This is a genomic window from Cryobacterium sp. MDB1-18-1 (genome assembly GCF_004402735.1).
Classification (GTDB): domain Bacteria; phylum Actinomycetota; class Actinomycetes; order Actinomycetales; family Microbacteriaceae; genus Cryobacterium; species Cryobacterium glucosi.
The window spans coordinates 21,503-34,042 of record NZ_SOFR01000010.1; the positions used below are offsets into that span (position 1 = coordinate 21,503).

The following is a 12,540-nucleotide window of genomic DNA, read 5'->3' on the forward strand; positions in this document are numbered from 1 at the left end:
CATGCGGACCGCTGTGCGGGTCTGCACTCGCTTCGGCGGCGATCGTTGCGGTCGCACCTGCTGCGGTCGCACCGACCGCGGTCGCACCGACCTCCGTAGAACTGATATCCGTCATCGCGCTGTCCTCCTCGTCGGATCCTTATACCCCCCTATGGTACACCCAATACCCCCCTATGGTACATATTCGGCCCGATTCGTCCCGATGGCCCGGTCTCCCTAATAGGGGGGTGAGCTTCGACCGACTACCTTTGATAACATGACGCCTCCTGATACAACAGCGCCGAGCGAGGCAGCAACTGCCCTCGTCGCGAAGACCTTCTCCGAGCTCGGCCTGACCGATGCCGTGCTCAAAGCCCTCAAGGACGTCGGGTACGAAACTCCCTCGGCCATCCAGGCCGCGACCATTCCCCCCTTGCTCGCCGGCCGCGACGTCGTCGGCCTCGCCCAGACCGGGACCGGAAAGACGGCAGCGTTCGCGCTGCCGATCCTGTCCCGCCTCGACATGGCGCAGAAGAACCCGCAGGCCCTCGTCCTCTCCCCCACCCGCGAGCTCGCACTCCAGGTCTGCGAGGCCTTCGAAAGCTACGCCTCGCACATGCGCGGCGTGCACGTCCTCCCCGTTTACGGCGGACAGGGTTATGGCGTCCAGCTCTCCGCGCTCCGTCGCGGCGTCCACGTTGTCGTCGGTACTCCCGGTCGCATCATGGACCACCTCGCCAAGGGAACCCTCGACCTGTCCGAGCTGAAGTACCTCGTGCTCGACGAGGCCGACGAGATGCTCAAGATGGGCTTCGCCGAAGACGTCGAGACGATCCTCGCCGACACCCCGGAAGACAAGCAGGTCGCGCTGTTCTCTGCGACCATGCCCGCGTCCATCCGGCGCATCGCCAAGAAGTACCTGCACGACGCCGAAGAAATCACGGTCAAGACCAAGACCACGACCTCGGCGAACACGACCCAGCGTTACCTGATGGTCTCGTACCCGCAGAAGGTCGACGCGCTCACCCGCATCCTCGAGGTGGAGAACTTCGAGGGCATGATCGTCTTCACCCGCACCAAGAACGAGACAGAGACCCTCGCCGAGAAGCTTCGCGCGCGCGGCTACTCGGCGAGCGCCATCAACGGTGACGTCGTGCAGGCTCAGCGTGAACGCACGGTCGAGCAGCTGAAGTCGGGCAAGCTCGACATCCTCGTCGCAACGGATGTCGCCGCTCGCGGCCTCGACGTCGAGCGCATCAGCCACGTCATCAACTACGACATCCCGATCGACACCGAGTCCTACGTGCACCGCATCGGCCGCACCGGCCGCGCCGGGCGGAGCGGTGCCGCGATCAGCTTCGTCACACCCCGTGAGCGTCACCTGCTCAACGCCATCGAGAAGGCGACCCGCCAGCCGCTCACCCAGATGCAGCTGCCGAGTGTCGAGGACGTCAACATCACCCGCCTGGCGCGCTTCGACGACGCGATCACCGAGGCGCTGGGCCAGACCGCCCGCGTCGACCGGTTCCGCGACATCATCGCCCACTACGTCGAGCAGTACGACGTGCCGGAGGCCGACGTCGCCGCAGCTCTCGCGGTCGTCGCCCAGGGTGAGACCCCGCTGCTCCTCTCCGAGCAGGATGCCCGCAACCAGCGTCGCGACGAACGCGAACGCAACGAACGCGAACGCTCCGAGCGCAACGACAGCGGCAGCTATGCGCCCCGCAACGATCGCAACAACCGCGACAGCCGTGGCGGACGCGACGACCGTGGCGGACGCGACGATCGCTGGGACCGCGACGACCGCCCGCGCAAGAGCGAGCGCCCCGAACCGCGCCCCCGCGACAGCACCATCCCGCTCGTCTCCTACCGGATCGAGGTCGGCAAGCGCCAGAAGGTCGAGCCGCGCCAGATCGTCGGCGCGATCGCGAACGAGGGCGGCCTGAGCCGCGAGGACTTCGGGCACATCCAGATCAACCCGGACTACTCGCTCGTCGAGCTGCCAGAGAACCTGTCCCAGGACGTCCTAGATCGTCTCGTGGGAACCCGGATCAGCGGCAAGCTCATCGAGATCCAGCCGGACAACAGCGGCCCGGTGCGCCGCGAGGACCGCGCCCCGCGCCACCCCCGCCGCGACTAGCGCTCGGAGGCCGTCGGCGCGGTGATGGAACATCTGCGACACGAGCGGTGTTCTATCCACTGACCCGCGGGCGACGTGAGAACGCAGCCGGCGGTCACCCCAACGTATGTGGAGGAATCATGAGTACAGAACAAGCGATCCTGGCCGGAGGGTGTTTCTGGGGAGCGCAGCAGTTGCTGCGCCGGCGCCCCGGCATCATCTCCTCGCGGGTCGGCTACTCGGGAGGCGACACCCCGAACGCGACCTATCGTCATCACGGTGACCACGCCGAATCCGTCGAGATCGTCTTCGATCCCGCGGTGATCAGCTACCGCGAGCTGCTGGAGTTCTTCTTCCAGATCCACGACCCGTCGACGAAGAACCGGCAGGGCAACGACGTCGGTCGCAGCTATCGCTCGGCCATCTACTACACGACGCCCGAGCAGGAACGGGTCGCCCGCGACACGATCGCGGACGTCGACGCCTCCGGCCTGTGGCCGGGCAAGGTCGTCACCGAGGTCGAGCCTGCTGGCGATTTCTGGGAAGCCGAAGACGAGCACCAGGACTACCTGGAGAAGTACCCCGCCGGGTACACCTGCCATTATGTCCGGCCGGGCTGGCGCCTGCCCGCCCGCACGGAGACATCCGTCTAAGAACTGCACTCGCGGCCCCGGTGATCTGATCGCCGGGGCCGCGCTCGTCTCAGGCACCTCCCGTCCACTGCCGGGGTCGGGAGCGGCCCACACCTCTGCGGCTACAGGTCCGGCCGAACGGTCCGGCCGAGGTCCCACGGCTCGGCCCACTCCAGTTCGTCGAACATCCGCGACAGCACGATCGCCGTGAACCCCCAGATCAGCCGGCCGCCGACGGTGAAGGCCGGCGAACGGTACGCTGCTCCCCCGACGGTGTGAGCCGTGCTCACCCGGTTGGCGGGGTCGAGCAGGTCTGCGACGGGCACCCGGAAGACGTCGACCGTCTCCAGGTGATCGACGGCTGCCACCTCCGACTCGCGCGTCCACCAGGCCGGCACCGGGGTCACGAGGTGGTTGCTCACCGGCACGGGCAGTGCCGGAAGGGTGCCGAGCGGCTCGAGGCCCTCCGGGTCGAGGCCGGTCTCCTCGACGGCCTCCCGCAGCGCTGCCGCAATCGGGCCGGTGTCGGATGCTTCGAGCCGGCCACCTGGGAAGGCGATCTGCCCCGGGTGACTCCCGAGCGTTGCGGCCCGGCGTAGCAGGAGCACGTCAAGGTCCCGTGGGACTTGCGCTCGCTCGCGTCCCGCGACCGGCGGCTGGGCGGGCGAGGAGTCGAGCACCCCGAAGAGGACCAGCACCGCAGCGCGCCTGGCCCGCGTCGAATCCGGCAGCGAACGAGCCACGCCGGTGTGCCAGTCCAGTCCCCGCTCGCACAGCGCCGCGAGCTGTGCCCGGGGATCATCCAACACGTCGAACATGACCCCAGCCTACGGAGTCACGACGAAAGTCCTCACGGGTCACACAACGGATGCCTCCGCCACAATCCGCTGAACAATATGCCATATCTCCTGCTAAATTGTTGTGCATCGCGATCGCTGGGGGGCCGCATGTCATCCGATTCCGTCTTTGTCTGGATCTGCGTCGCTGCAGGCTGGCTGATGATCCTGGGCTCGCTGCTCTTCGCGCAGACCCGGAAGGCTCAAGACCGGCGCTTTCTGCAGTTCTGGCAGAACACCGGTTTGCCGATGGGTACTGAGCGGATGGCCCTGACCGTTCGCCGCCGGATTCGCATCTCCGGGACCGGAGTCCTCGTCGGTTCCCTGGCCGGCCTGCTCGCGGCGACCGTGATCCTCCTGCTGCGACCCGAGCTCGTGTCGCCCCCGTTCGTCTGGCTGATCGCCCTCCCTGCGACCCTGATCGGCGCGTCCACATTCGACTTGGGGCTGACCCTCCGAGAATCGCGGATCCTGCCCCTGACCGACGACCCCCGACCGGCTCGGTCGCCCGCGGTCGTTCTCGTCGACTACGTGAGCCCCGGGCGGTTGCGCGCGGCTCCCCTTCTGGTGATCCTCGCCGCCGTGTTGGCGGGCGGGGCACTGTGGCTGGGGCTCGTCGGCATGCTCACTCCCGACGTGTTCCTGCAGAGCGCCGCGCTTCCGGTTCTCGCCGTAGCGGGCGTCAACCTCATCGTCGGCAGGTTCGCATCACGGCGGATCCTCCGCCAGGCCCAGTCGGCGGGTACCGACCTCGAGCAGGCCTGGGACGACGCCTTCCGCGCCGAGACCTTGCGCAGCGCGAGCATGTTTCAGACCATGATCGCGTGGCTGGCCGTTGGAGCCGTCGGCCTGGGAATCCTCAACGGCTGGGACGCGGTGACGGGAACGACCTGGAGCACCGGACTCGGGTCCCAGCTCTTCACCTGGGGCTATCTTGCGACGATCATCTGGTTCAGTCACGGGAGCGCAACCGGGTACTCCCGGAGGCACCTTTGGTCGAATCTCGCCCCGACAGGACCCAGTACAGACCACGCGGCCTGACCTTCCCTGCCCAGACGGGTCGGCTACACTCGCGGCATGCCGGTCAGAACCGTAGCCCACTCCGCCCGCGACCTCATCGGCCGCAACCGCACCGTCGACCGCGTCTACCGCACCTCCGTCGGTGTCATCGGCGGGGGAACCGTCGTGCTGGGTATCGTGCTCATCCCTCTCCCCGGGCCCGGCGCGTTGATCAGCCTCGGCGGCCTCGCGCTGCTCGGCACCGAGTTCGACGGTGCGAAGAAGGTCAGCCGCCGGGCAAACGACCTCGCCAGGCGGGGTGCCGCCAAGGTCTCCCAGCTTCGTCAGGACCGCAGGGACGCCCGCCAGGACTGACCGGGATCCGCGACGAACGTCAGTCGCGAGCGATCGCGCCCTGCGGGTCAACGGATGCCGCGATCGCCGTGACGCTCCGCTCCAGGAACGACACGATCTCCTCTGAGGGCATCTCGGTGTCGAGCGCGAGGTCGACGAGGATGTCCTCGGCGAATCCGACCCAGGAGCGCAGGGCGAGACGAAGCAACTCCGAGTCCGCGACTCCGAGTTCCAGGAAGACCGTGATCACGCGATCGGCCTGGGCTGCCCGTGCTTCTTCCAGCACCTCGCGCACCTCGGTGTCGCCGCTCGCGACACCGCGGACGAGGGAGAAGAATGTCCCGCGGTACTCGCGGACAAAACCGACGATCCGAGTCAGGGTGTCGCGGAGTCGTTCGAGGGGCGGCAGTTCCGGGGCAGGCTCTGTGGCGTCCAGCATGGCGTCGCGGGCCGTGCGCACCACTTCACGGTGCAGGCCCTTCTTCGAGGTGAAGTAGTGGAACAGCAACCCGCGGGAAACGCCGGCCCGCGCGGAGAGGTAGTCGATGGTGAGGGATTCCAGCGGCTGGTCCGCGAGGGACTTCACTCCGAGCGCGACCAACTGGGCCCGGCGCTCGTCCGGAGTCAGCCGTGTTCGCCGCTCCGTTTCCATGGTTAGAGCATATCCGCGTTCGGCAGCGGGCCGTCCTCGGCACCCCCGAACCGGGCACTCCCACGCGAGTGCCCGGTTAGCAGATCGCGAAAAGCGTTGCCAAACCGTGATGTTTCACAAATCGGGCTATTAGTACACTCGTCAACAGCGCTTATTGGTTGGCGAGTCAATAACGACCTGCCGGACTGTTTGCCCAGATCAAGGAGGATCTATGAAGTTCACCAAGCTCACCGGCACCCACGCCGGACGGATCGTGCTCGCTGCGGTTCCCGTGGCCCTGCTGTCCACCGTCCTCATGGCGGGGGTGGCCAACGGCGCCGTCCCCGTCTCGTTCGCCGTGTCGGGAGGCCAGTTCAAGATCAGCGCTTCCCAGCTCGACGGGACGGGCTTCTCTCAGTACGGAGGCGTCGCCCAGGAAGGCAAGACCGGCACGTACCACCCCGTCGCGATCGCGAACATCGCGACCGCGAGCCTGGCCGACCTGTGCCAGTCCGTGGTCGCCGTGACCCCGCTCGGCAAGGTCGGCCTGCTCATCGGTGCGGGCGGCGGCGGCAAGCCGGCCACCGCGACCGACCTGCAGATCGGCATGACCGACCTCAAGGGCGACGCGACCTTCGGCAACATCCGCATCGGCGTGGACGCCGCCGCGGTGAAGACGGCGGCCAAGGGCACCACGGGCGACTTCGCCCAGGACGCCGACACGATCAAGGTCGCCGGGCTTCAGCAGACTGCATGGAGCACCCAGGCCTCGGTGTTCACCCTGAACGGCATGCACCTGCAGCTGACCAACGGAACTGAGTGCTTCTAATCGAAGCACCCCGTCACCACGGAGGAGACCGGATGAAAACCAGCACGTGGGCCACATTCACTGCCTGGTGCCGTCAGAGACCGTTCGTCGGTGGCATCCTCGTCGTGCTGGCCGGAGTGGAGATGTTCTTCTCCGGCCAGCTCGACGTCGGCACGATCCACGTGCAGGTCGGGATCGAAGGCATGCAGGCGATGATCATCCCGATCATCGTGGTGCTGCTCGGTATCCTCGCGATCGCGATGCCCACGCACCGGATCTTTTACGGGGTGATCACACTGGTGTTCTCGATCTATTCGCTGGTCGGCGTCAACCTCGGCGGATTCTTCATCGGGATGGTCCTGAGCGCGATCGGCGGCATTCTGGTCGTCGCCTGGATGCCGAAGCCGGCCAGGGCGGGAACCGCCGTCGAGCTGTTTGCGAGCCCGGTCGAGGAGCCCGACATCCAGTTGGGTGAGCTCTTCGAAGAACGCTCGCGTCCGCGGCGTGCCCTGTGATGCGCGACCGCGGGCGCACCCGCGATCTGCGACCGCGCGTCGTCGGCGTCTGGCTCGTACTGTCGCTGTCGGCGATCGGGGCGGCGGCGATGCCGTCGCCGGGTCAGGCCGTGCCGTGCGATCTGCTCCTCGTGGACTGCGGCGTCCCGACGCCGACGCCGAGCACGACCGCTGACCCAACCGTGGCGGATGCGACCCCCAGCACCGTCCCGACAGCTCCGGTCGATCCGGCTCCCGTCGTTGCCCCGATCCCGGTCCCCACCACCGGTCCGACCGTGGGCGTCACGGCTCCGGGCCCGAACACCCCGGCCGCGGCGGCGGTTGTCGCCGTGGCAGACCCGAATGCACCCGTGTTCGGCAACCCGGCGGCTCAACTCGGCGCATCCTCGATGACCATCACCGGGCTCGCCTCAGTGACGGTCGTGACCGTGTCGCACGCCGACGGTACCGCCGTGCCCGCGCTCCGGATCGTGGCCGATGACATTGTTCTGACGGACGCCGTCATCGACGTGCGGTCGACATCCGGCTCCGGCCTCGTGACGAGCTCCCCGCGGATGGAATTGCACGGCAACGTGCAGGTCTACCTGGACTCGATCACCACGACCCTGCCCGACGGAACCAGCGTCAGCTTCGGAGCGGCCACTCCCCCGCCGGGCGGGCTACCGTCGACACTCGGCTCCGTGACACTCGGGCTCGTCGGGACCCTTGCGGATTCCATCGGCTACAGCCAGGTGCACCAGAGCGTGAGCTGACCGCATGGCAGGACGCGGGGCCGGTCGCTTCAGGCGACCGGCCCCGCGCTGGCGAATCAGGCGCTCTCCCGGTGGTGCTTACGACGGCAGCGGGGATTCGTAGGCGCGCAACCACCGGGTCAGGATCGCCTCGAGCCGGTCACGATCGTCGTCGGAGAGCTGGTCGACCAGGCGTCGCTCATTGTCCATGTGGTCTGCGAACGCGGCATCGATGACGTCGAGGCCGCGGGGGGTGAGCGCGACGACCCGGCGCCGACCGTCTCCGGCGACGTGCCTGCGCACGATCAGTCCGGCCGCCGCCAGCCGGTCGAGTCGCTTGGTCATCGCGCCCGTCGTCACCATCGTATGGTCGGCGAGTTCACGAGGCGCTCGTTCGTAGGGACTGCCGGCGCGACGCAAGGCAGCGAGCACATCGAATTCCCCCTCCCCGAGATCGTGGGCGCGATAGACACTCGCGAGCTCACCGGTGAGGTGGGCGGCGAGCCGGTGCAGACGCCCGATGACGGCTTGCGGGGCGACGTCGAGATCCGGGCGTTCACGTCGCCATTCAGCCTGGATGCGTGCGACCCGATCCGATGCGTCTTCCGTCATACTGCCACTATACCTTCCATGGAAGTTATAGTAGCTTCCATGGAAACTAAATGGCGCTGGCTGCTCGTCACCGCGATCGCCCCGATCGCCTGGGGATCGAACTACTTCGTCACCCGGCAGTTCCTGCCCCTCGACTATCCGCTATGGGGCAGCACGCTGCGCGCCCTGCCTGCGGGCCTCCTCCTGCTGGCGCTGGCGCGGTCCGTTCCCCGCGGCGCCTGGTGGTGGAAGTCCCTGGTACTCGGGGCTCTGAATGTCGGAGCGTTCTTCGTCCTCATCTACATTGCCTCCCACCTCTTGCCCTCGAGCGTGGCGGCCACGATCATGGCCAGCTCGGCCGGGGTCCTCCTGCTCCTGGCCTGGCCGATTCTGTCCGAACACCCGACCTGGACGGCCGCGCTCGGCGCGGGTGCCGGATTCGCCGGCGTGTGCGTCCTGCTCCTCGACGGCGGCAGCGCAGTGAATCCCGTGGGGGTACTCGCCTCGGTGGCCGCCATGCTGACGTCGTCGGTCGGCTACATCCTGGCCAGGAAATGGGCGGCCCGGGAGTCCACCATCGCGATGACCTCCTGGCAGCTGGTCGCCGGCGGACTCCTGCTCCTGCCGTTCGCCGCGTTCGTTGAAGGCCCGCCGCCCGCCCTCGACGGTCCGGCCCTGGCCGGCTTCGCGTACGTCACGGTGATCGCAACAGCCGTCGCGTTCGTCGCCTGGTTCTCGGGTCTCCGGCACCTGCCGGCGGCGACGGTCGGGTTGGTCGGCCTCCTCAATCCCGTCACCGGGGTGCTCCTCGGCACGCTTGTCGCCGCCGAGCCCTTCGGCGCGCGCCAGCTGATCGGTGCGGGTCTCGTTGTCGCGGGCGTCCTGATCGGCCAACGCCGGCGACGGGTGCCGACCGGACCCTCGCGCTCTGGGCGCATGCGCTGTGGCTCCTGCTCCCGTTGGCGGCCTGGGTCGCCCTGATCGCCATGCCCGTGCGCAGCATGATGGCCGGGGGCTGGCCGGACGGGTTGCGCGGAGACCAGTCGACCGCGGTCTGGCTCTTCCTCGGCAGTTACGGCGTGATCGCGGGCGGCCTCCTTGCGACCATGCTCGCCTCCCTGATCAAGAAGTCGTTCTACCTGGCCTGGGTGTGGGTCCATCCCGAGGCGGCCTCCGGCGGTTCAGCGCAGGGATTCTGGCGGTGGATGACATACCGCTGGCGCTTCGACCTCTGGTTCGCCGGCCTCGGCGGCCTGGGCGGCGGTTTCCTCGGGGCATGCTGGATCGCCCTCGCCTTCGAGGAGCAGCCATTCTTCCAGGCCACTGTCCTCAGTGGAGCGGTCCTCTTCCTCGTCGGGGTCGCGCTGAGCCTCAACTACCGGCACGCCGACGAACCGCTCGGCGCCGGGGAATCCCAGAGCTGAGCCTCGGCTCGGCCGGCAGTCAGTACGCCTCGGGATCCTGCGGCGCGGCATCCGCCCGCAGGGTGCTGACGGTGTCGGCCGGATCGCGCTGGCGCCGGCTGGCGAACAAGAACGGGATGCCGATCAGCTCAATAAGGCCTCCGATCACGAGCGACGTTCCGTAGCCCCAGAGGTCGGCGGCGCGGCCGAGTGCCGGCTGGACGAAGACCCCGCCGAGGCTGCCGAACAGTGAGTCGAACGACAGCACCGTCGCGCGCTGCTTCGACGGGATCATGTCATTGAGGTACGCCTGCCGCACCGGGCCGGCGACGGCGAAGACGAACCCCCAGAGCACCAGCAGCACGATCGCGAGCCAGAAGAGGCTGGTGAGCCCGAGAGCGATGAGCACGACGATGCTCGTGACGGATGCCCCGATCACCGTGGTCGTCCGCCGGTGGAATACTCCCCGGATACGCGGGGCCAGCACCCCGCCCGCGACCTGCGCGAGCGAGAGCACGGCCGCGGCGAGACCGGCGATCGAGTACGCGGACGGGTCGCCGGAGAGCACCAGCAGGTAGGGCTGCAGGGCGTAGAACGCATAGACCCCGACCCCGGAGGCGAAGGGCGCGGACAGGATCACCCACCGGACGGAGCGCCTCTGGAGGCCGTGCTCGATCGACTCGGCGAGAACGGTCCTGGTCGCCTTCAGCGGTCCCTGGGATCGATCCGGAGTGAATCCGAGGTCCTTCATCACGACCGCCGCGAACACGAGCATCACGACGAGCACCCCGGCGCGCAGCAGGAAAGGAACGCCGAGATTGGTCGCCTGGGCGATCACGCCGCCGAGGACCGACCCGGCGAACATCGCAATGCCGGTCACGACGAGTCCCCTGCCGAAGACCGCCTCGAGGCCGTCGGTGTACCCGCTGAAGGTCAGAGCATCGACGAGCCAGGCATCCACAGCACCGGAGAAGAACGTGAAGCCGAGCCCGAGCAGCACGGACACGAGCGCCCACCATCCGAAGGGCGCGTGCCAGAGCCACAGCAACCAGTACAGCGCGGTGGTGACCGAGAGCGTGATCGTGCCCAGCAGGTAGGACGCCTTCCGCCCGACCGTGTCCGCGACGACCCCGGTCGGGATCTCGAAGAGCACCATCCCGGCGGTGAAGAATGCGTTCGCGGCGAAGGCCTCGAAGTTCGACAGTCCGGCGTCGAGCAGGAACAGCGTGTTGATGCCCCAGATGAAGGACGCGGCCAGGGTGTTGCCGAGCAGGAGGATCAGGTAGATCCTCTGCACGCGCCGCGCCGCGGGGTTCATGGTCGACCTGGTTCCTCCGAGTTCTGCCTCAGGGTTCTGCCTCAGGGCTCTGCCTCAGGGCTCTGCCTCAGGGGCGTCCGGCCCCTGCCCGATGCTCAGCCACGCGTCCGGTCCCGCGCGCTGGGCGCGAGCGGCGCCGTCCTCGGTTGCTGCGCGGGCGTTCTTCAGTTCCTCAAGCTGGCGTTCGACGGATGCCTGACGCACTCCCGCGGACAGCTGCCGGTCGAGGTCCGCGTCCGCGGGCGCCGTGAGATCGTTCAGGACGCCCCGGGCGAGCAGTTCATCGGTCGCGGCAGCACGCGCCTGCATCTGCGCAACCCGGTCCCTGGCCCGATCGAGGTTGGCGCCGACATCACCCAGATTGGAACCGATGCCGGCCGCCGCCTCATTCGCCCGCGCCTGGGCCTCGGAAGCTGCATAGGTGGCCTTGAGAGTCTCCTTCTCGGTCCGGAACGCGGTGACCCGTTCGGCGAGTCGCCGCTCGTTGTCCTGCAACTGCCCCTGCTGCCGTTCGAGCGAGGCGTATTGCTCACGAATGGCACCGACCTGGGTCTCGAGGTAGGAACGGCGTTCGAGAGCGGTCCGGGCGAGATCCTCGCGTCCCTGGTCCAGGGCTTCCTGGGCCTGGTCGGCCAACCGCTGGTACCGGGCTCCCATCTCCTGCCCCTGCAGCTCGATCCGCTTCTTCGCCGTCGTCACCTCGGCGAGTCCCTGCCGCACCTGCTGGAGCATCTTCAGCTGCTGTTCATAGCTGTCGTCGAGGGCCTCTCCTGGGTCTTCCAGCCGGTCGAGGGCGCGTGACGTCTTGCTCCGGAAGATGATGCGCAGCCGTGACGTGGCGCTCATGATTCGCTCCCTCTCGTGGTGTCGCGGTGATCGTGCAGGTTGAGTGCGTGCAGTTCCTGGACTCCGGCTTCCAGGGCCGAGACCTCGCGGTCGACCTCCGAACGCAGCGCCAGCAGGACATCATCGGTGAGGTCCCCGCGGCCGCCTGCAACGGTCGCCCGCAGCCGACGAACGAGTCCGGCGACGTCGTCCACCCGTCGTCTGGCCATCGGAAGTTCCTCTGCGAGGACGACGGCATCGGTCTCACTCGTCAACAGCACCAGTTGCGCGTCGAGGGCAGCGCCTTCATCCTGGATCCGGTGAAACAGGCGGGGAAGCTCGCCCCGCGGCCCGTCACTGCCCAGCGCGAGATCCACTGCGGCCTGACCGCTTCCCAGAGTCTCTCTCAGTCGGATGCGCAGTCCCAGGACCTCGCGCTGCGGTCCCCGGCTCAGGGCGGCCCGGGTGCGAAGCGCCGCACCGGCCACGGCACGGCTGCGACGAATGCGTTTGTACAGCATCCGCGCCACCACGATCGTCGCGCCTGCGGAGACGACGATAATCGCTGCCAATGCCAGAATCACCGCGGCCACTGCTGTCATGCCGGCCACCCTGCCCTTCATGTCCATCCCACGAGCGAGACCCCGTGCGTCACCGAACAAAATACGCTCGCGTCCGCCGAATTGTCTGTAGGCGGTGCGAATTCTGCCGATTCTGGTCCCGCCGGGCTTGGACCCCAAACGGGGGGCACGATGTGCGAGGATAGGTCTGGGACGATCAGCTCGGACGTAGGCCCGAG

15 protein-coding genes are annotated in these 12,540 nt (G+C 68.0%); 9 read left to right on the top strand and 6 right to left on the bottom strand.

Annotation, left to right across the window (positions count from 1 at the left end; all coding sequences use genetic code 11):
• Positions 1-256: 256 nt before the first annotated feature.
• Positions 257-2,119 (top strand): DEAD/DEAH box helicase, encoded by a 1,863-nt coding sequence (locus E3O50_RS01800; protein ID WP_134558511.1) that lies wholly within the window; start codon positions 257-259, stop codon positions 2,117-2,119.
• A 119-nt stretch (positions 2,120-2,238) separates the two neighbouring features.
• The gene (msrA, locus tag E3O50_RS01805) at positions 2,239-2,751 is read left to right on the top strand and encodes a peptide-methionine (S)-S-oxide reductase MsrA (protein ID WP_134558512.1); all 513 of its coding nucleotides are present in this window, start codon (positions 2,239-2,241) and stop codon (positions 2,749-2,751) included.
• Between the two features lie 101 nt (positions 2,752-2,852).
• Here the strand turns inward: msrA and E3O50_RS01810 are convergent, their stop codons facing one another.
• A complete protein-coding gene (locus E3O50_RS01810) occupies positions 2,853-3,548 on the bottom strand; it encodes a CoA pyrophosphatase (protein ID WP_134558513.1) in 696 nt (231 codons plus the stop codon).
• A gap of 129 nt (positions 3,549-3,677) precedes the next feature.
• Between E3O50_RS01810 and E3O50_RS01815 the strand changes: the two genes are divergently transcribed.
• Together E3O50_RS01815 and E3O50_RS01820 are read left to right on the top strand one after the other, a co-directional pair.
• Complete coding sequence (locus tag E3O50_RS01815) at positions 3,678-4,607, top strand: hypothetical protein (protein WP_134558514.1); 930 nt, start codon at positions 3,678-3,680, stop codon at positions 4,605-4,607.
• Between the two features lie 36 nt (positions 4,608-4,643).
• Complete coding sequence (locus tag E3O50_RS01820) at positions 4,644-4,940, top strand: PGPGW domain-containing protein (RefSeq protein ID WP_134558515.1); 297 nt, start codon at positions 4,644-4,646, stop codon at positions 4,938-4,940.
• A gap of 19 nt (positions 4,941-4,959) precedes the next feature.
• Here E3O50_RS01820 and E3O50_RS01825 read toward each other — a convergent pair whose 3' ends face one another.
• Positions 4,960-5,571 carry a TetR/AcrR family transcriptional regulator gene (locus E3O50_RS01825; protein WP_134558516.1) on the bottom strand — a complete coding sequence of 204 codons (612 nt, stop codon included), beginning with the start codon at positions 5,569-5,571 and terminating at the stop codon, positions 4,960-4,962.
• A gap of 211 nt (positions 5,572-5,782) precedes the next feature.
• Here E3O50_RS01825 and E3O50_RS01830 point away from each other — a divergent pair, with 211 nt between their 5' ends.
• From E3O50_RS01830 to E3O50_RS01840, 3 genes are read left to right on the top strand one after another with little or no spacing between them, the layout of a single operon-like run.
• Entirely contained in the window at positions 5,783-6,379 is a 597-nt protein-coding gene (locus E3O50_RS01830; protein ID WP_134450236.1) for a DUF6230 family protein, read from the top strand.
• A 32-nt stretch (positions 6,380-6,411) separates the two neighbouring features.
• Entirely contained in the window at positions 6,412-6,873 is a 462-nt protein-coding gene (locus E3O50_RS01835) for a DUF6114 domain-containing protein (RefSeq protein WP_174774589.1), read from the top strand.
• On the top strand, positions 6,870-7,625 hold the full coding sequence (locus E3O50_RS01840; RefSeq protein ID WP_134558517.1) for a hypothetical protein: 756 nt from the start codon (positions 6,870-6,872) through the stop codon (positions 7,623-7,625). Before E3O50_RS01835 ends, E3O50_RS01840 begins: the two co-directional genes overlap by 4 nt.
• Positions 7,626-7,703: 78 nt before the next feature.
• On the opposite strand, the gene E3O50_RS01845 is transcribed toward E3O50_RS01840, so the two are convergent.
• Positions 7,704-8,216: a MarR family transcriptional regulator gene (locus E3O50_RS01845; protein ID WP_134450234.1), complete on the bottom strand. Its 513-nt coding sequence runs from the start codon at positions 8,214-8,216 to the stop codon at positions 7,704-7,706.
• Between the two features lie 39 nt (positions 8,217-8,255).
• On the opposite strand from E3O50_RS01845, the gene E3O50_RS01850 reads away from it, so the two are divergent.
• Both E3O50_RS01850 and E3O50_RS01855 read left to right on the top strand, forming a co-directional pair.
• On the top strand, positions 8,256-9,176 hold the full coding sequence (locus E3O50_RS01850; protein ID WP_134558518.1) for an EamA family transporter: 921 nt from the start codon (positions 8,256-8,258) through the stop codon (positions 9,174-9,176).
• Positions 9,155-9,619, top strand: a complete 465-nt coding sequence (locus E3O50_RS01855) for a hypothetical protein (RefSeq protein WP_134558519.1) — start codon at positions 9,155-9,157, stop codon at positions 9,617-9,619. The genes E3O50_RS01850 and E3O50_RS01855 overlap by 22 nt, the downstream gene beginning before the upstream one ends.
• 19 nt (positions 9,620-9,638) lie before the next feature.
• Here the strand turns inward: E3O50_RS01855 and E3O50_RS01860 are convergent, their stop codons facing one another.
• From E3O50_RS01860 to E3O50_RS01870, 3 genes are read right to left on the bottom strand one after another with little or no spacing between them, the layout of a single operon-like run.
• Positions 9,639-10,916, bottom strand: a complete 1,278-nt coding sequence (locus tag E3O50_RS01860) for an MFS transporter (RefSeq protein WP_134558520.1) — start codon at positions 10,914-10,916, stop codon at positions 9,639-9,641.
• Between the two features lie 54 nt (positions 10,917-10,970).
• A complete protein-coding gene (locus E3O50_RS01865; RefSeq protein ID WP_134558521.1) occupies positions 10,971-11,762 on the bottom strand; it encodes a PspA/IM30 family protein in 792 nt (263 codons plus the stop codon).
• Positions 11,759-12,364, bottom strand: a complete 606-nt coding sequence (locus tag E3O50_RS01870) for a hypothetical protein (RefSeq protein WP_134558522.1) — start codon at positions 12,362-12,364, stop codon at positions 11,759-11,761. The genes E3O50_RS01865 and E3O50_RS01870 overlap by 4 nt, the downstream gene beginning before the upstream one ends.
• Positions 12,365-12,540: the final 176 nt, after the last annotated feature.

Bases quoted from the DNA above. Each gene is read 5' to 3' on its own strand.
- E3O50_RS01800 (WP_134558511.1), top strand. From the start codon at position 257: ATGACGCCTCCTGATACAACAGCGCCGAGCGAGGCAGCAACTGCCCTC.
- msrA (WP_134558512.1), top strand. From the start codon at position 2,239: ATGAGTACAGAACAAGCGATCCTGGCCGGAGGGTGTTTCTGGGGAGCG.
- E3O50_RS01810 (WP_134558513.1), bottom strand. From the start codon at position 3,548: ATGTTCGACGTGTTGGATGATCCCCGGGCACAGCTCGCGGCGCTGTGC.
- E3O50_RS01815 (WP_134558514.1), top strand. From the start codon at position 3,678: ATGTCATCCGATTCCGTCTTTGTCTGGATCTGCGTCGCTGCAGGCTGG.
- E3O50_RS01820 (WP_134558515.1), top strand. From the start codon at position 4,644: ATGCCGGTCAGAACCGTAGCCCACTCCGCCCGCGACCTCATCGGCCGC.
- E3O50_RS01825 (WP_134558516.1), bottom strand. From the start codon at position 5,571: ATGGAAACGGAGCGGCGAACACGGCTGACTCCGGACGAGCGCCGGGCC.
- E3O50_RS01830 (WP_134450236.1), top strand. From the start codon at position 5,783: ATGAAGTTCACCAAGCTCACCGGCACCCACGCCGGACGGATCGTGCTC.
- E3O50_RS01835 (WP_174774589.1), top strand. From the start codon at position 6,412: ATGAAAACCAGCACGTGGGCCACATTCACTGCCTGGTGCCGTCAGAGA.
- E3O50_RS01845 (WP_134450234.1), bottom strand. From the start codon at position 8,216: ATGACGGAAGACGCATCGGATCGGGTCGCACGCATCCAGGCTGAATGG.
- E3O50_RS01850 (WP_134558518.1), top strand. From the start codon at position 8,256: ATGGAAACTAAATGGCGCTGGCTGCTCGTCACCGCGATCGCCCCGATC.
- E3O50_RS01860 (WP_134558520.1), bottom strand. From the start codon at position 10,916: ATGAACCCCGCGGCGCGGCGCGTGCAGAGGATCTACCTGATCCTCCTG.
- E3O50_RS01865 (WP_134558521.1), bottom strand. From the start codon at position 11,762: ATGAGCGCCACGTCACGGCTGCGCATCATCTTCCGGAGCAAGACGTCA.
- E3O50_RS01870 (WP_134558522.1), bottom strand. From the start codon at position 12,364: ATGAAGGGCAGGGTGGCCGGCATGACAGCAGTGGCCGCGGTGATTCTG.